Genomic DNA, 19854 nt, shown 5'->3' with positions numbered 1-19854 from the left:
TCGGCGTGCTCAATAAGGGGCATGTCCTCCGGCGTTGAACTGGTTACGCGGCATGATATTGAGGGTTTCATGTAACTCAGACCACACCAATACCACCTCGCCAGACTGAAGTTGGCTACGGATATCTTCCACTTTCTGCGCCAGCGATCGCTCCTGTTCGCCGTAATCGGTGCCTTCCCGCAGGACGAAAGATTCGATGATACTATCCAGAGTTTCTGGATCGAGCTGTTGCCAGGGAATAATCACGCGATCTCTCCTGAATAAAAAATTCCTGATTCAAAGGGTGCCTGAGTAAAAACGGTGCCTGAAGAAAAAGAATCGGTGGCATGGTCCAAAAATGGGCTAAGCCAGTTGGGAATGCGCTGTTCCAGCCACATTTCCGGTTTCAGCAACGTTCCTCCGACGAAGCCGACATGCCCACCATGTTCCGTCAGTTGATACTCAATATTAGACGGTAACTGCGACAGATCGGGAATCACCTCTGACGTCATGAAAGGATCGTCCTTCGCATGGATGATGAGCAGCGGTTTACGTATCTGAGGCAACAGCGGCAGAGCGCTGCAACGTCGATAGTAGTCGGCCGCATCGCGGAAGCCGTGGATGCGTGAGGTAATGACGTCATCAAACTCTCGCAACTGGCGGATTCGCCTCAACTGCGGCAGTTGAATCGGCAGTGTATCTGGATAAGCCGCCAGCTTGCGACCGGCGTTTTGTTTCAGCAGGCGCAGTAGGTAATGCTGATAGACGCGGGAGAAACCTTGTTCCATCCTGCGGCTACAGGGTTCGAGCATCAGTGGCGCGGAAACAATGACGGCCGCGGACAGGGAACAGGCTTCGCCTTGCTGAGCGAGCAGGTAGGCCAGCATGTTACCGCCGAGAGATACGCCGATGGCGGCGGTAGGTGCATCGCCCAGCGTCTCTTGCATCCAGTGCAGAAAATAGCTGGCATCGCTGGTTTCGCCAGAATGATAAATGCGCTTCATCCGGTTGGGTTTACCGCTGCATCCGCGAAAATGCATGATGACGGCCAGCCAGCCGCGTTGCTTACAGGCATGTAGCAGACCGTGGGCGTAAGGGCTGTGAAAGCTGCCTTCCAGCCCGTGAAACAGCACCACGCGCGGTTTGTGTCGCACCTGTTCGGGCGCTTCGCTCCAGGCCAGATCGACGAAATCGCCGTCCGGTAATTCCAGTGACTGCCAGACTGGCGAGAACTGTGCGTGACGGCGAATCAGACGCGGCAATAGCGTTTGCAGATGTGGGTTATGGGCGCCGCTCAGCGGACGAAAGTGATTATGCATAAAGGATATGGAAATCTTGTTGTCGACTCTTGTACGATCAATATCACACTGTTAGCTTCAATGCTGCCAGTTGGTACGACATTTGGGTCAGGAGCGCCCACAAATAATGGAACTGAGTTTATTTCTTTCGATGTTGGGATTTTTGTGGGTAGCAGCCATCACGCCGGGGCCAAATAATATGCTATTGACCACCTCGGGCGCGAATTTCGGCTTTATGCGTTCACTGTGGCTGATGGTTGGCATCATGCTGGGCATGCAGAGCATTTTGCTGCTGGTGGCATTCGGTGTTGGTGGGTTGATTCTGATTTACCCTTCGCTGCATTTTATCCTGAAAGTCCTCGGTAGCGCCTATCTGCTCTGGCTGGCGTGGAAAATCGCCACGGCGGCTTACGAACGTCTGGAAACCTCCGCTGCGCCGCCCCAGCCGATCCGGCTTTATCAAGGGTGGTTGCTGCAATTCCTGAACCCGAAAGCGTGGCTCATGGCGCTGGGTGCCGTTGCCAGCTTTAGTCTGGCGGGGGAAGGTTATAACCAGTCTGTGATCGCCATAAGCATCGGGATTGTGCTGGTTAATCTGGTGTCCGGCGTCATCTGGCTCGGGTTCGGCACGATGATTGGGCGACTGCTGCGCAGTAAGAAAGCGTGGATTATCTTCAATGTGTCAATGGGGCTGCTGACCGCCGCCTGCGTGCTGTTGATTTGGCATTAAGGCTTCGTTCACGAGTATAGCGAGCGGCTTTCCGCTCGCTATGCCTTTCAGGACACAAATCTTAAAGCGAATCGTTCTGCATCATCTGCTCTAGCTGTTCCTGTGCGTCCAGCCAGGACAGTTCTGTTTCTTCCAGCTCGATTTTGACTTTGGTTTGCTGTTGCAGGCAGTCGGTGAGTTCGGCTTTGCGGCTGATGTCATAGATGGCGCTGTCCGCCAGTCGAGCTTCCAGTGCTGCGAGCGTTTCCCCCAGCTTTTCCATCTGCTGTTCAAGCTTGGTTATCTGTTTGCGCAGCGGCTGCGTTTGCGTTCTCAACTCGGCGTCGCGGCGTTTTTGATCTTTTCTACCTTGCGCGCTGTTGGCGGCATTTTCTTTTGGCATTTCATCAGCCGCATTTTCCTGACGTTGCAGGCCGACCAGCCACTGCTGGTAGTCTTCCAAATCACCGTCGAACGGTTCTACTTTCTGGTCGTGTACCAGATAGAGATCGTCGGTGGTAGAACGGATCAGGTGTCGATCGTGCGAGACGACAACCAGCGCGCCTTCAAAATCGATTAACGCTTCGGTCAGTGCCTGACGCATATCCAGATCGAGGTGGTTGGTTGGTTCGTCGAGCAGCAGGAGGTTCGGGCGTTGCCAGACGATCAGCGCCAGCACCAGACGGGCCTTTTCGCCGCCGGAGAAGCGCTCGGTGATCTCGGTGACTTTGTCGCCCTGAAAACCGAAGCCGCCGAGGTAGTCGCGCAGTTGCTGTTCCGTTTCCCGCTCTGCCAGACGCACCAGATGCTGCAAAGGCGATTCATCCGCACGTAGAAACTCTAACTGGTGCTGGGCGAAATAACCGAGTTTCACGCCTTTCGCCAACCCAATTTCCCCTTTCAGTGGGGCGAGCGTGCCAGCAAGCAGCTTGATTAGCGTGGATTTGCCTGCGCCGTTATGACCGAGCAGCCCGATGCGGGAACCTGGCACTAAATTGAGTTTGATGGATTCCAGAATCAGCTTGTCGTTGTAGCCTGCGCTGACCTTTTCCATCTTCATCAGTGGATTGGGCAACGATTCCGGAGCGCGAAAGCTGAAGCGGAAAGGGTTGTCGACATGCGCCGGCGCAATCATCTCCATGCGTTCCAGCATTTTTATCCGGCTTTGCGCCTGCTTTGCTTTGGTCGCCTGTGCGCGGAAGCGATCGATATAGTGTTGCAGATGCGCGACGCGCTCCTGCTGATGCTCATAGAGCGATTGCTGCTGTGCGAGACGAGTGGCGCGCTGGCGTTCAAACGAGGAGTAGTTACCGGTGTACTCGTTGAGCGACTGCTGTTCGATGTGCAGAATCTTGGTCACCACCGGATCGAGGAAATCGCGGTCATGCGAGATCAGGACCAGCGTGCCAGCGTAGTTTTTCAGCCACTTTTCCAGCCAGATAACGGCATCCAGATCGAGGTGGTTGGTCGGTTCATCCAGCAATAGCAGATCTGAACGGCAGATTAACGCCTGTGCCAGATTCAGACGCATCCGCCAGCCGCCGGAAAAGGCGCTGACGGGCTGTTGTAGCTGTGACTGAGAAAATCCTAGCCCATTGAGCAGGCTTGATGCTCTGGCCTGAATCGTCCAAGCCTGAATCGCATCCAACTTACCGTGCAGCGTGGCAATTGCGTTACCGTCGTTCTCTTCGTTGGCGGTCTGCAACGCGGCTTCCAGTTGGCGAAACTCGCGGTCGCCGTCAATCACGTAGTCCAGCGCGGGTTTGTCCAACGCAGGCGTTTCCTGATTGACCCACGCCAATGACCAGTTTTGCGGGAAGGTTGCGCTGCCACCGTCGGCGCTGATTTCGCCTTTCAGTAATGACAGCAGCGTAGATTTACCACAGCCGTTTTTGCCAACCAGACCGACTTTCTGGCCGGGATTAACCGTTGCTGTCGCGTTGTCGATCAGAACGCGTACACCACGTCGAATTTGCAGCGAAGAGAAAACAATCATAAAGCGCCGTATGTTCAGAGTATGTTAAATTATGGACATCTCAGGACACGCGGTGTCCTGTTTTTAGTCGTTGCGCTGCATGGTAACGGAAAACGATTATTATGACGACGCTTTGGAGGGGAATGATGTCGCAGCCACCGAAGATTTTGCTGCTGTATGCCCATCCGGAACCACAGGACTCGGTAGCAAACCGGGTCTTATTGCAACCGGCGCAGCAGTTGGCGAATGTAACCGTGCACGATCTTTACGCACTCTATCCTGATTTTTTTATCGATATTCATCACGAACAACAGTTGCTGCGTGAGCATCAGGTCATTGTTTTCCAACATCCGTTTTACACCTATAGCTGTCCGGCGCTGCTGAAAGAGTGGCTCGATAGGGTGTTATCGCGCGGATTCGCGAATGGGATCGGCGGGAATGCGCTGGCGGGGAAATACTGGCGCTCGGTGATTACAACCGGTGAACCGGAAGATGCCTATCATGCTGATGGTAACAATCGCTATCCCATGGATGATTTGCTCCGCCCGTTTGAGCTGACGGCCGCCCTGTGCCGTATGCATTGGATGCGCCCCATGATTGTTTACTGGGCACGTCGTTTACAGCCCGATGTGTTATCGAGTCAAGCCAGAGCTTACGGTGAATGGCTATCCTCCCCTTTACCTGAAGAGGAGCGCTAGTATGGAAAGTTCTGCGCTACTGACCGCCAGCGTCTTATTTTTGTTTGTGGCGGTAGTCGCCGTACCGATCGCTGCCCGATTAGGGATTGGTGCCGTACTGGGCTATTTGATCGCTGGGATCGCCATTGGCCCGTGGGGGCTTGGCTTTATCCGTGACGTGGAAGCCATCCTGCATTTCTCGGAGCTGGGTGTCGTTTTCCTGATGTTTATCATTGGTCTGGAACTGAATCCGTCCAAGCTCTGGACGCTGCGCCGCTCGATCTTTGGCGTGGGGGCGGCTCAGGTCGCACTGAGTGCGCTGATTTTAGGCGGCGCCCTGTATCTGACGGATTTCTCGTGGCAGTCCGCGCTGATTGGTGGCGTGGGGTTGGCGATGTCGTCAACGGCCATGGCGCTGCAACTGATGCGCGAAAAGGGCATGAACCGCAATGAATCGGGGCAATTAGGTTTCTCCGTTCTGCTGTTTCAGGATTTGGCGGTTATCCCTGCGTTAGCGCTGATTCCGATTCTGGCTGGTGTGCAGGGTGATTTTGGCGATTGGGAGCGGATTGGTCTGAAAGTCGCTGCGTTTCTCGGGATGTTAATCGGCGGCCGCTATCTGGTGCGTCCGCTGTTCCGTTTTATTGCGGCATCCGGCGTGCGCGAGGTGTTCACCGCCGCCGCGTTGTTGCTGGTGCTCGGCTCTGCGCTGTTTATGGAAGCATTAGGGCTTTCCATGGCGTTAGGCACCTTTATCGCCGGTATTCTGCTGGCGGAAAGTGAGTATCGGCATGAACTGGAAATCGCGATTGAGCCGTTCAAAGGTTTGCTGCTTGGCCTGTTTTTTATCTCTGTAGGAATGGCGCTGAATCTCGGCATCCTCTACACCCACATCGTGAAGATTATGGTTGCGGTATTGGTGCTGGTGGCGGTGAAAGCGGCCGTACTGTATGTCCTTGCGCGGATTAATCGTATGCGCCGCTCCGAGCGCTTGCAGTTTGCTGGGGTACTGAGTCAGGGCGGCGAGTTCGCTTTCGTCCTGTTTTCCGCGGCGGCTTCATTCAACGTATTGAAAGGTGAGCAACTGCCGCTGTTGCTGGTGACAGTGACGCTATCAATGATGACGACGCCGCTGCTGATGCAGTTGATCGACCGCATTCTGGTGCGTCGCTATAACGTGCAGGATGTGCCGGATGAGAAACCGTATGTCGAGGATGACGAACCGCAGGTGATCGTGGTGGGCTTCGGGCGTTTCGGACAGGTGATTGGTCGCTTATTAATGGCGAACAAAATGCGGATTACCGTTCTGGAACGCGATATCAGTGCCGTGAGCCTGATGCGCAGCTATGGTTATAAGGTTTATTATGGCGATGCCACGGAGCTGGAACTACTGCGCTCGGCGGGGGCGGATAAAGCGCGCTCAATCGTGATCACCTGTAATGCACCAGAAGATACGATGGAGATTGTGCATCTATGCCAGCAACACTTTCCAAATCTGGAGATTCTGGCGCGGGCACGCGGGCGTGTTGAAGCCCATGAGTTGTTACAGACAGGTGTAAAACATTTCTCGCGCGAAACCTTTTCCAGCGCGCTGGAGCTAGGGCGGAAAACGCTGGTGACGGTCGGCATGCACCCCCATCAGGCGATGCGTGCGCAACAGCATTTCCGCCGTCTGGATATGCGCATGCTGCGTGAATTGATGCCGCAATTGACGGGGGATGTCGCTCAAATCTCCCGTGTGAAAGAGGCACGCCGTGAGCTAGAGGATATTTTCCAGCGGGAAATGCTGCGCGAGCGCCGTCGGCCTAGTGTGTGGGATGAAGACGACGAGTAAGAACCTATTCTCTAGGCTATTTTACTTGCCATTTTGAACCTGGGCAGTGCTCGCACAAACGCAATTGCGTTTGAACGCCTCTTGGGGCGGCCCGTAGGGTGAGCGAAGCGAATAAATCCTCACGTACTACGTGTACGCTCCGGTTTCTGCGCGCTGTCCGAGTCCAAACTGTCTGCGCCAATAACGCCTAGTAGAATAGGTTCTAGATTCCAGGTTCTAGGTTTTAGAACGGCGATAAATTGGAGTTATCATGCGTAAACGCTTTATTGCAGGGGCCGTGTGCCCGACGTGTCAGGCTCAGGACACGCTGGCAGTTGGACGAGAGGATGATGTCGAGGTTGTGGTGTGTGTGAAGTGCGGATATCGCCAAAGTCAGGCAGATGAGCCCACGACGGCATCCGTCCCACAGGCTAACGAGATTATCGGGATCTTCCGGCCAGAATGAGGGATGAGTGTCGTGGTGGCATTGTCACCAACCGTTGACGTTTTTTGATTCCAGACGGTACATAGGGATATTTTTCAGCTACAATTTGCGCCAGTTTGATTTCCAACGGTAGGAGATATCATGAAAGTAGCAAAAGATCTGGTGGTCAGCTTGGCCTATCAGGTACGTACAGAAGACGGTGTGTTGGTTGATGAGTCTCCGGTGAGCGCGCCGTTGGACTATCTGCATGGTCACGGTTCCCTGATTTCTGGTCTGGAAAACGCGTTGGAAGGCCGTGAAGCAGGTGAGAAGTTTGATGTGAACATCGGTTCAAACGACGCTTACGGCAACTATGATGAGAATCTGGTTCAGCGCGTACCGAAAGATGTCTTTATGGGCGTTGACGAGCTGCAGGTTGGCATGCGTTTCCTGGCTGAGACCGATCAGGGCCCAGTGCCAGTTGAAATCACCGAAGTTGAAGACGACCATGTTGTTGTCGACGGCAACCACATGCTGGCAGGCCAAAACCTGAGCTTCAACGTTGAAGTTGTGGCTATCCGTGAAGCGACGGAAGAAGAGCTGGCGCACGGTCACGTTCACGGTGAGCACGATCATGAACATGACCATGGTGACGGCTGCTGTGGCGGTCACGGCCATGATCACGACCACGGTCACCAGCACGGTAAAGGCGGCTGCGGCGGCAACGGTGGATGCGGCTGCCACTAATGAGTCGTAGCGCATACGCATAAAAGAAACCTCAGGTTGATGAAGATCGCCTGAGGTTTTTTTATTTATTGTTATATCTGGACGATGGTGGGCATCGGCATAACGGGTCGCGAATCTCAGTAATGCGGTGGCGGCGTTTCTTCCGACTGGGGGGCAACGAGCGAGGTTTGCTGGCTGCGCAGCCGATCGGTGAGTAGACGGACATGTTCACGCAGGCGGCTAATTTCCCGCTCGTGTTGAATAACCGTTTGGTTAAGTTCTTCTATGGTTAATTCCTGAAAAGCCTGTCGGCTTTCCAACTGTTCGAGCCGTTCTTCAAGTGCTGATGGTGACATCGGTATTCCCCTTACTTCTTGTTACCCGCGAGTTTGTCAGAAAGCGGAAACTTCTGGTAGTAAAAACGGTCGCACTAGGGCGCAATGCACCATCCGGAATGGGGCAAATCGTTGTCAGAAGGCCTTAGGACGACACAAATGATGTCGGAAAAGCTTCCTGACGTTTTTTATCAAAGGATTGTCGCGTGCGTCGTTGTGTTGTCTTCGTCCGCACAGTTATAGTAGGCGCGAATGTATTTTAATGATGGCTGGAGCGCGTCGCTCCAGATGCTGGAGAAATGGATGAAATCACTGTTTAAAGTAACGCTGTTAGCAACAACGATGGCTCTGGCTCTGAACGCAGGCCAGGCTCTGGCGGCAGACAAAGCGCAGGCATCTGACACCACTGCGGCAGCCAAATTCAAGAACGATGAGCAGGCAGCGGCTTATGCGTTAGGTGCATCTTTAGGGCGTTATATGGATAACTCTCTGAAAGAGCAAGAAAAATTAGGTATCAAACTGGATAAGGATCAGCTGATTGCTGGTGTTCAGGATGCCTTTGCTGATAAGAGCAAGCTGACTGACGAAGAAATCGAGAAAACGCTGCAAGGCTTTGAAGGTAAAGTGAAAGCCGCAGCTGAAGCCAAGATGAAGCAAGATGCGAAAGATAACGCGGATAAAGGCGCCAAGTATCTTGAGTCCTTCGCCAAAGAAAAAGGCGTGAAGAAAACGGAATCTGGCCTTCTGTATCAGGTTGAGAAAGAAGGTAGCGGCAATGCGCCGAAAGACAGCGATACCGTAGTGGTTAACTACAAAGGTACGTTGGTTGACGGTAGCGAGTTCGACAACTCCTACAAACGCGGTGAGCCACTTTCTTTCCGTCTGGACGGCGTGATCCCAGGCTGGACTGAAGGTCTGAAGCACGTTAAGAAAGGCGGTAAAATCAAGCTGGCTATCCCACCTGCACTGGCCTATGGCGAAAATGGCGTGCCTGGCATTCCAGCTAACTCCACGCTGGTGTTTGACGTTGAACTGCTGGACATTAAATCTGAAGCTGACCTGAAAGCAGCGGATGATGCGAAAGCTGAAAAACCAGCAGCCGAAGAGAAAGCCGCTAAGTAAGCATCTCGATAGTCGCAATATGACCGCAGGCACTGGCCTGCGGTTTTTTTTGTTTGTTTCACCATCACTTCCCTGCAATTGAATCCCTTTCCCGTTAACTGTGACGGCCTATCTGTCATCCACTACCCGCGACCCATCGTCAGCACAGCGTGCGAGTACCTTCGCCAACGTCTTGACCGCCGTTTCCAGTTCATGCGGAGCGTGTGCGGCAAATCCCATGAGGAAGCCTGCTTTATGGTGGCCCGACGCATACATTGCTGTCAGCCCCAGCAGATCGATCCCAGCCCGGCGTGCAGATTCCACCGCGTCGTGTTCAGAGATGTCACGGATAAAGATACAGGGCATCTGCATGCCTCCGACCGGCACCCGTGGCTCTACGAAGTCAGCCAGATGCTGACGCACCAGCCGTGCCAGCGCATCGCGGCGTTCGGCATAAACGGTACGCATCGTGCGTACATAGGCACCGAAGTGGCCTCCTTCGATAAAACGCGCCAGCGTGAGCTGTGGAATGGGCGCGCTGTGTCCATCCATCAGCGTGCGTGCCACGGTCATGGGGGCAACCAGCTGCGGCGGCAGTACCATGTAGCCGATGCGCAGGCCGGGAAACAGAGATTTGGTGAAGGTGCCGATATAGATCGTTCTATCGTGTGGGTCGAGCCCCTGAACGCAGGCGGTAGGTTTGCCCGCGTAGTGAAACTCGCTGTCGTAATCATCTTCAATAATCCAGCTCTGGTGCTGCCATGCCCATTCAATCACGGCCAGACGCCGATCCAGCGCCAGCGTTGCGCCAGTGGGAAACTGGTGTGAGGGCGTCAGGAACACGGCTTTAGCGGGCACATTATGTTTGTTGCTTGCCTCAAGCAGGTGATCAATCTGCAAACCATCGGCATCTAACGGTATCGGTACGCACGCGAGCCCGGCCGCCTCGAACGCCTTGCGGGCGCCGTGGTATACGGGATCTTCAAGGCAGATCCGATCGCCAACATCCAGCAATACCGTCGCACACAAGGTGAGCGCTTGCTGGGAACTGGTCAGCACCAGTACGCGATCGGGCGTGGCACGAGCTCCCCGTTCGAGATTGACATAATCTGCGATGGCGCGCCTTAGCACTTCCATGCCCTGCGGTGGGCTGTGCAGCAGCGCCCGCGTGCCATATTCTTTTAGTACCTGCCGTTCCAGTCGTTCCCATGTCTGGAGGGGAAAACTGCGGGTTTCCGGCACGCCGGGCGCGAACGCACGCGGGATGATGAAGTCGCGCACCCCACCATTCTGGAACATAGCGCTGCCGCGTTGACTGAGGCGCAGTTCTGCTTTGCTATCTCCCGTTTTTCTGGCTTTGCCACGCCCCGGCAGACGCTTTGCCCGCTCCGACACGAAACTGCCGCTGCCGACGCGACGTTCGATAAACCCTTCTGCATGCAGCTGGCTGTAAGCCGACTCGACCGTATCACGTGATACTCCCAGTGATGTCGCCAGCGCACGTGATGCAGGTAAGGGCTTGCCCACATCAAGAACGCCATCGAGGATTAACTGGCGAATCGCTCGCTGGATACGGGCGTGCAGGGGTAAGGCACCGTGCGCGGGGTCGCCAATCCAGGCCTTGACCGATTCAAGCTGGGCGTGTTTGAACAATTGGTCTGCCTCTTATCGGGAAAATGGTGGGTAATATCCAGCTATTTTAAATCTATAAATACGTTTCACAATCCATTCATCTTCTTCGTCAGGAGTTAAGCTGATGCTGATACCTTCCGATACACCGACTCGCCACGACAGGCACGGCTGCTATCCTGCAACGGTGCGACTGCTGCCTGTCAGCAAGACCAAGCCTGAAAATCGCCTGCGTATGGCTCATACGGCAGGTTGCCGAGTATTGGGCGAGAACAAGGTGCAGGAGGCGTACCGCAAATGGGAAGCCATGCAGGACTTAGCCGACTTACAGTGGTCGGTCATTGGTCACCTACAAACCAACAAGGCTACTACTGGCCCAATAAAACCAGCACCGCAGAGTGATGAACCTGATGACGTCGACACACTAGAATCGCTATCCAGCGTACTGATAAGACATGTGGGTTTGCGCACAGGACCTGTATTATTTCGGCGCAGACCCGCTAGTTTTTTTCATCCAGGTATTCGTCAGGGGCGGTGAGTACCACGCGAGCGAGGGCGCCGGAACGTTGTGGCCGGTTGCAGAGGAAAAATTTTCCATCGTGCAACTGAGCAATGCGCGTCACGATACTTAGCCCGAGGCCGATACCGCCATAGCGGCTGTCCATGCGAACGAACGCCTTACTCAATTCACCGACTTTGCTTTCATCAATACCCGATCCTTCATCCTCAACCTGTAGTTCAATATGTGGCAGCTTGCTCAGGCTCACGGTGATCTGACTTGCTTGCGGGCTATAGCGATAGGCGTTTTCTACCAGATTGCGTAACAGTAACTGGAGTAGCGTGGCATCCCCACGGAGAGTGACATCTTCTTGTGGTAATACCCATTTCAACGTCTGCTGCCGCTTTTGCAGCATCTCGGCCAGTTCATCCTGCATGGGGAAAATGACGTCTTTCAGGAATGAGACATGCGGGTGGTGACCCGCAGAAAAATCTTGCCCGACACGCGCAAGCAGCAAAAGCTGCTCCACCGTTTTCACCATTTTATCAATGCGTTTGATGAGCGAACTGCAATCAATCTGATGTTGCTGCTGGTGTAATTCAAGGTGTAGACGAATTCCAGCTAGCGGGGTACGTAATTCATGAGCGACATCTGCAGTAAATTGCCTGTCGCGTTTCAACGTTTCGTCCAGACGTTGAAAAAGCTGGTTGATGGTATGGGTGACAGCAGCGATTTCTTTAATGTCACTCTGTTGTGGCAGTGGTTCCAGATTTTCCGCCGTGCGATCCTGTAATTCTTCCTGCAGGCGTGAAAGCGGACGCGTGATCCAACTGACCGCCTGAAAGCACATGAGCAATGTCAGAATGACCATCACCAGACTTGGGATGCTGAGTGAGGCGATCGCCTCATTGATCTCTTGATCGATCTGTATGTTCTGGGCGCTGGCGCTCAGGGATTTATCAACCAGTAGGCCGATCTGTTCTTCGCTTTCGTGCCAAAGCCAGAATACGCTGATCATCTGACAGACGAGCAGGATGCCGCCCAGTGCCAGCACCAAACGACGACGCATGCTGGTGACGGTGTCGGCATCGCTCTTCATGGCTGTTCGCCTTTAGTCAGCAGATAGCCAAAACCACGCAGGGTTCGGATGCGTTCTTTCCCTATCTTGTGCCGCAGATTATGGATATGCACTTCTAGCGAGTTGGAGGACGGGTCGTCGTTCCAGGCGTAGATATCCTGATGCAGAACCTCGCGATGTACCTGGGAACCTGCTTTCAACACCAGACGGGATAGTATCGCAAACTCTTTCGGCGTCAGTACCACCGGTTTGTCGTCCAGTAACACCTGTTGATTGTTTAAATCCAAGGTAATGTTGTCGACCTGTATCAAGCTGTTGCTTGAACCCTGATGGCGGCGAATCAGCGCGCGTACGCGTGCCTGTAATTCCGTTAGAGCGAAAGGCTTGGCAAGGTAATCGTCTGCGCCGACATCCAGCCCGCTGACGCGATCGTTTACCTTATCCCGCGCCGTTAAGATGAGTACGGGATGCTGGTAATGATGCTTACGCCAGCGTGAGAGCAGAGCGAGCCCATCTTCATCCGGTAAGCCAAGATCGAGAATGACCAGACTGTAGTGTGCGCTGCTGATGAGCGCGTCTGCTTCTTTGGCTGTGCCTGCACAATCGCAGGCATAACCTTCATGACTCAACGCTAATAATAATCCTTCCTGCAACAGCTTATCGTCTTCAACAATCAATAATTTCATGTTGCCTTATCCCTGCACGGCTGAAGGATATCGAGCTGAGGCTGATATTCTTTCGTGGTGATAGTAAACATTCCCAGTATGGTATGGAAAAGATTATCTTGCGAGTAATCCAGCTGCTTCGCGTTCTGGCGCAGGCAGGAGTCCTGAATGACCTGTTGTTGCTGATAACCCGTTGATAACCAAATAAACATCGGGACGTGCGTTTGCTGCTTCGGTGCAATAGAGTAGGGCATGCTATGCAGGTAGATGCCGTTTTCCCCTAACGATTCGCCGTGGTCAGACAGGTAAACCAATGACGTATTAAATTTATCCTGATGCTGTTTCAGTAAATCGATCGCTTTATCCAGAAAAAAATCGACGTACAGGATCGTATTGTCATACGTATTGGCCAGCGCTTCCTGCGTACAGGTCTGAATCTGATTGGTATCACACGTTGGCGTAAATTTCTTAAAGGCGTCAGGATAGCGTTGGTAATAACTCGGGCCGTGGCTGCCTATCGTATGTAATACGATGATGCCGTCGTTATCGAGTTTATTAATATAGTCTTCGACGCCGTGGAATAACGCTTCATCGTGGCATTCTCCGTTGGTGCATAGTCCCGGTAGTTTCAGCGATGTCACATCAACCGTTGGCACACGTGTACAGGTATCTTTACAGCCGCCATCATTTTCCTGCCAGAGCACGTTAACTTTTGCCCGCTGTAATATATCCAGCAACCCTTCCTGATGGCTGGCTACGTCACCATTAAAGCGTTGGCGCGGCATGTTGGAAAACATGCAGGGAACGGAAACGCCTGTTGATGTGCCACACGATGAGGTGTTTTCAAAGTAGATAACGTTATCTTTTGCCAGCAGCGGATTGGTCTCTTTCCCGTAGCCACCCAGCGAAAAATTTTGTGCCCGGGATGTCTCGCCAACTACCAGAATAACCAGATTCTTTTTTGCCGTCGGAGATGGCGGAGCCGCTTTGTGGGCATCCAGACCAATCTGCTCCAGAGGCAAATTAGCCAGCACACTATGTTTATGGTAGGACAAGCTGGCCGCCACAATATTGCTGGGCGTAATTGCTTTTACCAACTCTTTGTTATTACGCATGAACGAGGCGTAATCTTTATAAAAGAATGCCGCGATAGATAAAATAGCGAATAACGAAATAATGACGCTAAGAAAGCGCATGCCAATATAGAGCGTTGTCGGCTTGGCGGGTTTTATTTTTATCCAGACGGCGAGTGCCGCAGGAATGACGCCAATAAAGAATACCCAGGCGACAAGCTGTGGCGTAAGCAGTGAAAAGGATTCGCCAGCGGTTGTCTCTAGGATATTCTGGATCATGGTTCGGTCAATGATAATGCCGTAGTTCAGCATAAAGTATTGTGCTGCGGCACCGGTCAGCAGGAAAAGAACAATGATGGCCTTACGCAGATAAGGTACTGCCAGAAGTGTGAAAATGATATTCAGCACCGCGAAAATCACAACGGGCATGCTGAGAAAGAAAGGGATAGTAACCCAGTCTGTCATATCCAGCAGTTGCAGCGTCTGACGGTAGTAGGCAATGTTCTGGACCAGGGTAATAAAGGCAGAAAAGATCAGCACGAACGTGATGCTGCTCAGGTGTGGTCTGCCCATCGGTATTCGTTTTCTCATACACGTCTCTCGTGATTTCCATGATGGAGAGGAAAGAAGACGCTGACTCTAGCGGGATTAAATTAATGCAACCTTAAGAGGTAGCCCGTTAAATTCAGGGACGCGAGTGTGGACATTTGCTAGACTGTGTCCCCTGTCAATACAAAATAAATAGATGACGTTGAGGGTGGTGTCTGCCATGTCTAATTCGCTTGTATCTGGCGAATCTTATGAGCTTGATTTGCTGGATGAACGTCCTTTTAGTCAAACGGACTATGAGATCCTGAAATCGTATGAAGCGGTGGTTGATGGCTTGGCCATGTTAATTGGCGAGCATTGTGAGATTGTATTGCACTCGCTTGAGGATCTTAAATGTTCCGCCGTGCGTATTGCGAATGGGGAACATACCGGCAGGAAGATTGGCTCGCCGATTACGGATCTTGCATTGCGCATGCTGCATGACATGGCAGGTGAAGATAGCAGCGTGTCGAAAGCCTATTTTACCCGCGCAAAAAGCGGTGTGTTGATGAAGTCAGTGACGATTGCCATTCGCAATCGCGATCAGCGCGTGATTGGGCTGCTGTGTATCAACATGAATTTGGATGTGCCTTTCTCCCAGATTGTGCAGACCTTTATTCCACCTGAAACGCATGATGCCGCCTCTTCCGTCAACTTTGCGTCATCCGTTGATGATCTCGTGGCACAAACGCTGGAATTTTCGATTGAGGAAGTCAACGCGGATCGCAACGTCTCCAATAATGCGAAAAATCGCCAAATCGTACTGAGCCTGTATGAGAAAGGCATCTTTGATATTAAAGACGCCATCAACCAGGTCGCCGAACGTCTCAATATCTCCAAACACACGGTCTACCTTTATATCCGTCAATTCAAAAGCGGCGACTTCAGCGGGCACGAACGTTAATGCTGAGTTACTGTTTGCTGGTGACTGGCCCGGCTTATGGCACACAGCAAGCGAGCAGCGCGTTGCAGTTTGCACAGGCGCTGTTGGCTGAAGGGCACAGACTGAAAAGCGTGTTCTTCTATCGCGAGGGCGTGCTAAATGCCAACCAGCTAACGTCACCCGCTAATGATGAGTTTGATCTTGTTCGCGCTTGGAAGCAGTTGGGCGAAATGCATCAGGTGGCGCTGAATGTCTGTGTCGCCGCGGCATTACGCAGAGGTGTGACCGATGCACAGCAAGCGACTCAGCTCAACCTTGCTGGCGCGAATCTGCAACCTGGTTTTGTTCTGAGCGGGTTGGGTGAACTGGCGCAATCGGTGCTGACCTGCGATCGGGTTATTCAGTTTTAAGGTAGCGTTATGAAGCGAGTCGCATTTGTTTTTACGCATTCTCCACATGGGAGTGCTGCTGGGCGAGAGGGGCTGGATGCACTATTGGCGATGTCAGCACTGACGCAAGAGATTGGCGTATTTTTTGTTGGCGATGGCGTACTTCAACTGCTGCCGCATCAACAGCCGGAAAAGATTTTGATGCGTAATTACATCGCAACGTTTGGTGTACTGCCGTTGTACGATATCGAAGCTTGTTATCTGTGCGAGACTTCTGTGCGCCAGCGTGGGTTGAGTATAGAAACAGACTGGGTTTTGGATGTGGAGCTATTAGCGCCGCAAGCATGGCGTAGTAAGTTGGCCGATTATCATTCTATCCTTTCATTCTAGCGACGGATTTCGCCTTTTATATGCTGCATACGCTCTCACGTTCTCCTTATCACATTGACCTAGATGCACTTCTGCTCAGTTTGGGTCAGGGGGATGCGTTGGTCTTATTGCAAGACGGTGTTATCGCTGCGCTAGCTGGTGGAGATATTATTCAGCGCCTTCTTGATTCAGCTGTTCTTCTCTACGCGCTCCAGCCTGATACAGCGGCAAGAGGAATGGATGAACAAATTTCAAACAATGTGACACTCATTGACTATAATCAGTTTGTTCAACTGACAGTGGAGCACCCGCAGCAACTCGCGTGGTAACGCCGAATTTTTGTATATTTCTTGACTCCTTCCACTGCCAGCCCTAAAATTCTGCGTCCTCATACTTTGCCTTGCGCAAACATGAGGCGATTTATTACGTGTTTACGAAGCAAAACCCAGGAGCTTTTTGAATGGCAACGATTAACCAGCTGGTACGCAAACCACGCTCCCTGAAGGCTGCTAAAAGCAACGTTCCGGCGCTGGAAGCATGCCCGCAGAAACGTGGCGTATGTACCCGTGTATATACGACCACCCCTAAAAAACCGAACTCCGCACTGCGTAAAGTATGCCGTGTTCGTTTAACCAACGGTTTTGAAGTTACCTCCTATATCGGTGGTGAAGGTCATAACCTGCAGGAGCACTCCGTGATCCTGATCCGTGGCGGTCGTGTTAAAGACCTGCCAGGTGTGCGTTACCACACCGTTCGTGGCGCGCTGGACTGCTCAGGTGTTAAAGACCGTAAGCAATCCCGTTCCAAATACGGCGTGAAGAAGCCAAAGGCTTAATGGTTCTCCGTTAAGTAAGGCCAAACGTTTTAACTTAAATGTCAAACTAAACTCGTAGAGTTTTGGACAATCCTGAATTAACAACGGAGTATTTCCATGCCACGTCGTCGCGTCATTGGTCAACGTAAAATTCTGCCGGATCCTAAGTTCGGATCAGAACTGCTGGCCAAATTTGTAAACATCCTGATGGTAGATGGTAAAAAATCTACTGCTGAAGCAATCGTCTATACCGCGCTGGAGACCCTGGCTCAGCGCTCTGGTAAAGATCATCTGGAAGCTTTTGAAGTAGCTCTGGACAACGTTCGCCCGACTGTCGAAGTTAAGTCGCGCCGCGTTGGTGGTTCTACTTATCAGGTACCAGTAGAAGTCCGTCCGGTTCGTCGTAATGCGTTGGCAATGCGTTGGATCGTAGAAGCTGCTCGTAAACGCGGTGATAAATCTATGGCTCTGCGCCTGGCGAACGAACTTTCTGATGCAGCAGAGAACAAAGGTACTGCTGTTAAGAAACGTGAAGACGTTCACCGTATGGCCGAAGCTAACAAGGCGTTCGCTCACTACCGTTGGTAATCCCTTCGTTGTAGTCATGCTAACCAAGCGGGCGCTAAAAATAGCCAACCCGCTTGGGTTAACTAAATTGAACGCCCTAGTAAACAGAGGATACAAATGGCTCGTACAACACCCATCGCACGCTACCGTAACATTGGTATCAGTGCGCACATCGACGCCGGTAAAACCACTACTACCGAACGTATTCTGTTCTACACTGGTGTAAACCATAAAATCGGTGAAGTTCATGACGGCGCAGCTACCATGGACTGGATGGAGCAGGAGCAGGAGCGTGGTATTACTATCACTTCCGCAGCGACTACTGCATTCTGGTCTGGTATGGCTAAGCAGTATGAACCGCATCGTGTAAACATCATCGACACCCCAGGGCACGTTGACTTCACTATCGAAGTAGAACGTTCCATGCGTGTATTGGATGGTGCGGTAATGGTTTACTGCGCAGTTGGTGGTGTTCAGCCGCAGTCTGAAACCGTATGGCGTCAGGCAAACAAATATAAAGTTCCACGCATTGCGTTCGTTAACAAAATGGACCGCATGGGTGCGAATTTCCTGAAAGTTGTTGGTCAGATCAAATCCCGTCTGGGCGCGAACCCTGTTCCGCTGCAGCTGGCAATTGGTGCTGAAGAAGGTTTCACCGGTGTTGTTGACCTGGTGAAAATGAAAGCCATCAACTGGAACGATGCCGATCAGGGCGTGACCTTCGAATACGAAGAGATCCCAGCTGATATGCAGGATCTGGCTGATGAATGGCACCAGAACCTGATCGAATCTGCAGCAGAAGCTTCAGAAGACCTGATGGAGAAATACCTGGGTGGTGAAGAACTGACTGAAGAAGAGATCAAAAAAGCTCTGCGTCAGCGCGTTCTGAACAACGAAATCATCTTGGTAACCTGTGGTTCTGCATTTAAGAACAAAGGTGTTCAGGCGATGCTGGATGCGGTAGTTGACTACCTGCCATCCCCAGTTGACGTACCTGCGATCAATGGTCTTTTGGATGACGGTAAAGACACGCCGGCTGAGCGTCACGCAAGTGATGAAGAGCCGTTTGCTGCACTGGCGTTCAAAATTGCTACCGACCCGTTTGTTGGTAACCTGACGTTCTTCCGCGTGTACTCTGGTGTAGTTAACTCCGGCGACACCGTACTGAACCCAGTTAAATCAGCACGTGAGCGTTTTGGTCGTATCGTTCAGATGCACGCTAACAAGCGTGAAGAGATCAAAGAAGTTCGTGCGGGCGATATCGCTGCGGCTATCGGTCTGAAAGATGTAACGACGGGTGACACTCTGTGTGATCCAGATAACGTCATCATTTTGGAACGTATGGAATTCCCTGAGCCGGTAATCTCCATCGCGGTAGAACCGAAAACCAAAGCTGACCAAGAAAAAATGGGTCTGGCATTGGGCCGTCTGGCTAAAGAAGACCCGTCTTTCCGCGTATGGACAGACGAAGAATCTAACCAGACTATCATCGCTGGTATGGGTGAATTGCACCTCGATATCATCGTTGACCGTATGAAGCGTGAATTCAACGTTGAAGCGAACGTGGGTAAACCACAGGTTGCTTATCGTGAAGCGATTCGTGCGAAAGTTACCGATATCGAAGGTAAACACGCCAAGCAGTCTGGTGGTCGTGGTCAGTATGGTCATGTTGTTATCGACATGTATCCGCTGGAGCCGGGCTCAAATCCGAAAGGCTACGAGTTCGTCAACGACATCAAAGGTGGTGTAATTCCTGGCGAATACATCCCTGCCGTTGATAAAGGTATTCAGGAACAGCTGAAAGCGGGTCCGTTGGCTGGTTACCCAGTGGTTGATCTCGGCGTGCGTCTGCACTTCGGTTCTTTCCATGACGTTGACTCCTCTGAATTGGCGTTTAAACTGGCTGCTTCTATCGCCTTCAAAGACGGCTTTAAGAAAGCAAAACCTGTTCTGCTTGAGCCTATCATGAAGGTTGAAGTTGAAACGCCGGAAGAGAACACTGGTGACGTCATCGGTGACCTTAGCCGTCGTCGTGGTATGCTGCGTGGTCAGGAATCTAACGTTACTGGCGTTGTGATTCACGCTGAAGTTCCGTTGTCTGAAATGTTCGGATACGCAACTCAACTGCGTTCTCTGACCAAAGGCCGTGCTTCTTACTCCATGGAGTTCCTGAAGTACGATGATGCGCCTAACAACGTTGCTCAGGCCGTAATTGAAGCCCGTGGTAAATAAGCCTCAGGGTTAAAAAAAATCCCGTGCTCTC

21 protein-coding genes and 1 pseudogene are annotated in these 19854 nt (G+C 52.2%); 14 read left to right on the top strand and 8 right to left on the bottom strand.

Annotated elements, in window-relative coordinates; all coding sequences use genetic code 11:
• Positions 1–9 precede the first annotated feature (9 nt).
• Together DMB82_RS18465 and DMB82_RS18460 are read right to left on the bottom strand one after the other, a co-directional pair.
• On the bottom strand, positions 10–246 hold the full coding sequence (locus tag DMB82_RS18465) for a YheU family protein (RefSeq protein WP_116156470.1): 237 nt from the start codon (positions 244–246) through the stop codon (positions 10–12).
• The gene (locus tag DMB82_RS18460) at positions 243–1298 is read right to left on the bottom strand and encodes a hydrolase (protein WP_116163597.1); all 1056 of its coding nucleotides are present in this window, start codon (positions 1296–1298) and stop codon (positions 243–245) included. The genes DMB82_RS18465 and DMB82_RS18460 overlap by 4 nt, the downstream gene beginning before the upstream one ends.
• A 106-nt stretch (positions 1299–1404) precedes the next feature.
• Between DMB82_RS18460 and DMB82_RS18455 the strand changes: the two genes are divergently transcribed.
• Positions 1405–2007 carry a LysE family translocator gene (locus tag DMB82_RS18455; protein ID WP_102116842.1) on the top strand — a complete coding sequence of 201 codons (603 nt, stop codon included), beginning with the start codon at positions 1405–1407 and terminating at the stop codon, positions 2005–2007.
• Positions 2008–2068: 61 nt separating this feature from the next.
• On the opposite strand, the gene DMB82_RS18450 is transcribed toward DMB82_RS18455, so the two are convergent.
• On the bottom strand, positions 2069–3982 hold the full coding sequence (locus DMB82_RS18450; RefSeq protein ID WP_102116841.1) for an ABC transporter ATP-binding protein: 1914 nt from the start codon (positions 3980–3982) through the stop codon (positions 2069–2071).
• Positions 3983–4107: 125 nt separating this feature from the next.
• Between DMB82_RS18450 and kefG the strand changes: the two genes are divergently transcribed.
• The 4 genes from kefG (at position 4108) to slyD (ending at position 7622) form a co-directional block, all read left to right on the top strand.
• Complete coding sequence (gene kefG, locus DMB82_RS18445; RefSeq protein WP_167469158.1) at positions 4108–4659, top strand: glutathione-regulated potassium-efflux system ancillary protein KefG; 552 nt, start codon at positions 4108–4110, stop codon at positions 4657–4659.
• A 1-nt stretch (position 4660) separates the two neighbouring features.
• A complete protein-coding gene (gene kefB / locus DMB82_RS18440) occupies positions 4661–6472 on the top strand; it encodes a glutathione-regulated potassium-efflux system protein KefB (RefSeq protein ID WP_102116839.1) in 1812 nt (603 codons plus the stop codon).
• Between the two features lie 250 nt (positions 6473–6722).
• Entirely contained in the window at positions 6723–6917 is a 195-nt protein-coding gene (locus tag DMB82_RS18435; RefSeq protein ID WP_102116838.1) for a YheV family putative zinc ribbon protein, read from the top strand.
• A gap of 120 nt (positions 6918–7037) precedes the next feature.
• Complete coding sequence (gene slyD, locus DMB82_RS18430) at positions 7038–7622, top strand: peptidylprolyl isomerase (protein WP_102116837.1); 585 nt, start codon at positions 7038–7040, stop codon at positions 7620–7622.
• Positions 7623–7738: 116 nt separating this feature from the next.
• Here the strand turns inward: slyD and DMB82_RS18425 are convergent, their stop codons facing one another.
• A complete protein-coding gene (locus tag DMB82_RS18425) occupies positions 7739–7957 on the bottom strand; it encodes a protein SlyX (RefSeq protein WP_010277499.1) in 219 nt (72 codons plus the stop codon).
• 282 nt (positions 7958–8239) lie between these two features.
• On the opposite strand from DMB82_RS18425, the gene fkpA reads away from it, so the two are divergent.
• Positions 8240–9058: an FKBP-type peptidyl-prolyl cis-trans isomerase gene (fkpA, locus tag DMB82_RS18420; protein ID WP_102117061.1), complete on the top strand. Its 819-nt coding sequence runs from the start codon at positions 8240–8242 to the stop codon at positions 9056–9058.
• Positions 9059–9166: 108 nt separating this feature from the next.
• On the opposite strand, the gene pdxR is transcribed toward fkpA, so the two are convergent.
• Positions 9167–10690 carry a MocR-like pyridoxine biosynthesis transcription factor PdxR gene (pdxR, locus tag DMB82_RS18415; RefSeq protein WP_116163598.1) on the bottom strand — a complete coding sequence of 508 codons (1524 nt, stop codon included), beginning with the start codon at positions 10688–10690 and terminating at the stop codon, positions 9167–9169.
• Positions 10691–10793: 103 nt separating this feature from the next.
• Between pdxR and DMB82_RS18410 the strand changes: the two are divergent.
• A pseudogene (locus tag DMB82_RS18410) lies at positions 10794–11033 on the top strand (YggS family pyridoxal phosphate-dependent enzyme); the annotation flags it as partial.
• A gap of 133 nt (positions 11034–11166) precedes the next feature.
• Here DMB82_RS18410 and pmrB read toward each other — a convergent pair.
• From pmrB to eptA, 3 genes are read right to left on the bottom strand one after another with little or no spacing between them, the layout of a single operon-like run.
• Entirely contained in the window at positions 11167–12264 is a 1098-nt protein-coding gene (pmrB, locus tag DMB82_RS18405; protein ID WP_102116835.1) for a two-component system sensor histidine kinase PmrB, read from the bottom strand.
• Entirely contained in the window at positions 12261–12929 is a 669-nt protein-coding gene (gene pmrA, locus DMB82_RS18400) for a two-component system response regulator PmrA (protein ID WP_102116834.1), read from the bottom strand. The genes pmrB and pmrA overlap by 4 nt, the downstream gene beginning before the upstream one ends.
• The gene (gene eptA, locus DMB82_RS18395) at positions 12926–14572 is read right to left on the bottom strand and encodes a phosphoethanolamine transferase EptA (RefSeq protein ID WP_116156467.1); all 1647 of its coding nucleotides are present in this window, start codon (positions 14570–14572) and stop codon (positions 12926–12928) included. Before eptA ends, pmrA begins: the two co-directional genes overlap by 4 nt.
• Before the next feature lie 178 nt (positions 14573–14750).
• On the opposite strand from eptA, the gene DMB82_RS18390 reads away from it, so the two are divergent.
• The 7 genes from DMB82_RS18390 (at position 14751) to fusA (ending at position 19823) form a co-directional block, all read left to right on the top strand.
• Entirely contained in the window at positions 14751–15473 is a 723-nt protein-coding gene (locus DMB82_RS18390) for a helix-turn-helix transcriptional regulator (protein ID WP_010296984.1), read from the top strand.
• Positions 15473–15862: a sulfurtransferase complex subunit TusD gene (tusD, locus tag DMB82_RS18385; RefSeq protein ID WP_116156466.1), complete on the top strand. Its 390-nt coding sequence runs from the start codon at positions 15473–15475 to the stop codon at positions 15860–15862. The genes DMB82_RS18390 and tusD overlap by 1 nt, the downstream gene beginning before the upstream one ends.
• Positions 15863–15871: 9 nt before the next feature.
• Positions 15872–16231, top strand: coding sequence for a sulfurtransferase complex subunit TusC (tusC, locus tag DMB82_RS18380; protein ID WP_102116831.1), 360 nt, complete (start codon positions 15872–15874; stop codon positions 16229–16231).
• A gap of 20 nt (positions 16232–16251) precedes the next feature.
• A complete protein-coding gene (gene tusB, locus DMB82_RS18375; protein WP_102116830.1) occupies positions 16252–16539 on the top strand; it encodes a sulfurtransferase complex subunit TusB in 288 nt (95 codons plus the stop codon).
• A gap of 131 nt (positions 16540–16670) precedes the next feature.
• Positions 16671–17045: a 30S ribosomal protein S12 gene (gene rpsL / locus DMB82_RS18370; RefSeq protein WP_005969567.1), complete on the top strand. Its 375-nt coding sequence runs from the start codon at positions 16671–16673 to the stop codon at positions 17043–17045.
• A 96-nt stretch (positions 17046–17141) separates the two neighbouring features.
• A complete protein-coding gene (rpsG, locus tag DMB82_RS18365; protein WP_009111198.1) occupies positions 17142–17612 on the top strand; it encodes a 30S ribosomal protein S7 in 471 nt (156 codons plus the stop codon).
• A 96-nt stretch (positions 17613–17708) separates the two neighbouring features.
• Positions 17709–19823, top strand: coding sequence for an elongation factor G (gene fusA / locus DMB82_RS18360; protein ID WP_116156464.1), 2115 nt, complete (start codon positions 17709–17711; stop codon positions 19821–19823).
• Positions 19824–19854: the final 31 nt, after the last annotated feature.

Origin of the sequence: Pectobacterium aquaticum (genome assembly GCF_003382565.3) — a bacterium.
GTDB classification, from domain to species: domain Bacteria; phylum Pseudomonadota; class Gammaproteobacteria; order Enterobacterales; family Enterobacteriaceae; genus Pectobacterium; species Pectobacterium aquaticum.
The sequence above is the reverse complement of the archived record's forward strand: the minus strand, read 5'-3'. Positions and strand labels throughout refer to the sequence as shown.

What these genes read in the sequence shown, in the direction of transcription:
- DMB82_RS18460 (WP_116163597.1), bottom strand. Translation starts at nt 1,298, where the DNA reads ATGCATAATCACTTTCGTCCGCTGAGCGGCGCCCATAACCCACATCTG.
- DMB82_RS18455 (WP_102116842.1), top strand. Translation starts at nt 1,405, where the DNA reads ATGGAACTGAGTTTATTTCTTTCGATGTTGGGATTTTTGTGGGTAGCA.
- DMB82_RS18450 (WP_102116841.1), bottom strand. Translation starts at nt 3,982, where the DNA reads ATGATTGTTTTCTCTTCGCTGCAAATTCGACGTGGTGTACGCGTTCTG.
- kefG (WP_167469158.1), top strand. Translation starts at nt 4,108, where the DNA reads ATGTCGCAGCCACCGAAGATTTTGCTGCTGTATGCCCATCCGGAACCA.
- kefB (WP_102116839.1), top strand. Translation starts at nt 4,661, where the DNA reads ATGGAAAGTTCTGCGCTACTGACCGCCAGCGTCTTATTTTTGTTTGTG.
- DMB82_RS18435 (WP_102116838.1), top strand. Translation starts at nt 6,723, where the DNA reads ATGCGTAAACGCTTTATTGCAGGGGCCGTGTGCCCGACGTGTCAGGCT.
- slyD (WP_102116837.1), top strand. Translation starts at nt 7,038, where the DNA reads ATGAAAGTAGCAAAAGATCTGGTGGTCAGCTTGGCCTATCAGGTACGT.
- DMB82_RS18425 (WP_010277499.1), bottom strand. Translation starts at nt 7,957, where the DNA reads ATGTCACCATCAGCACTTGAAGAACGGCTCGAACAGTTGGAAAGCCGA.
- fkpA (WP_102117061.1), top strand. Translation starts at nt 8,240, where the DNA reads ATGAAATCACTGTTTAAAGTAACGCTGTTAGCAACAACGATGGCTCTG.
- pmrB (WP_102116835.1), bottom strand. Translation starts at nt 12,264, where the DNA reads ATGAAGAGCGATGCCGACACCGTCACCAGCATGCGTCGTCGTTTGGTG.
- pmrA (WP_102116834.1), bottom strand. Translation starts at nt 12,929, where the DNA reads ATGAAATTATTGATTGTTGAAGACGATAAGCTGTTGCAGGAAGGATTA.
- eptA (WP_116156467.1), bottom strand. Translation starts at nt 14,572, where the DNA reads ATGAGAAAACGAATACCGATGGGCAGACCACACCTGAGCAGCATCACG.
- DMB82_RS18390 (WP_010296984.1), top strand. Translation starts at nt 14,751, where the DNA reads ATGTCTAATTCGCTTGTATCTGGCGAATCTTATGAGCTTGATTTGCTG.
- tusD (WP_116156466.1), top strand. Translation starts at nt 15,473, where the DNA reads ATGCTGAGTTACTGTTTGCTGGTGACTGGCCCGGCTTATGGCACACAG.
- tusC (WP_102116831.1), top strand. Translation starts at nt 15,872, where the DNA reads ATGAAGCGAGTCGCATTTGTTTTTACGCATTCTCCACATGGGAGTGCT.
- tusB (WP_102116830.1), top strand. Translation starts at nt 16,252, where the DNA reads ATGCTGCATACGCTCTCACGTTCTCCTTATCACATTGACCTAGATGCA.
- rpsL (WP_005969567.1), top strand. Translation starts at nt 16,671, where the DNA reads ATGGCAACGATTAACCAGCTGGTACGCAAACCACGCTCCCTGAAGGCT.
- rpsG (WP_009111198.1), top strand. Translation starts at nt 17,142, where the DNA reads ATGCCACGTCGTCGCGTCATTGGTCAACGTAAAATTCTGCCGGATCCT.
- fusA (WP_116156464.1), top strand. Translation starts at nt 17,709, where the DNA reads ATGGCTCGTACAACACCCATCGCACGCTACCGTAACATTGGTATCAGT.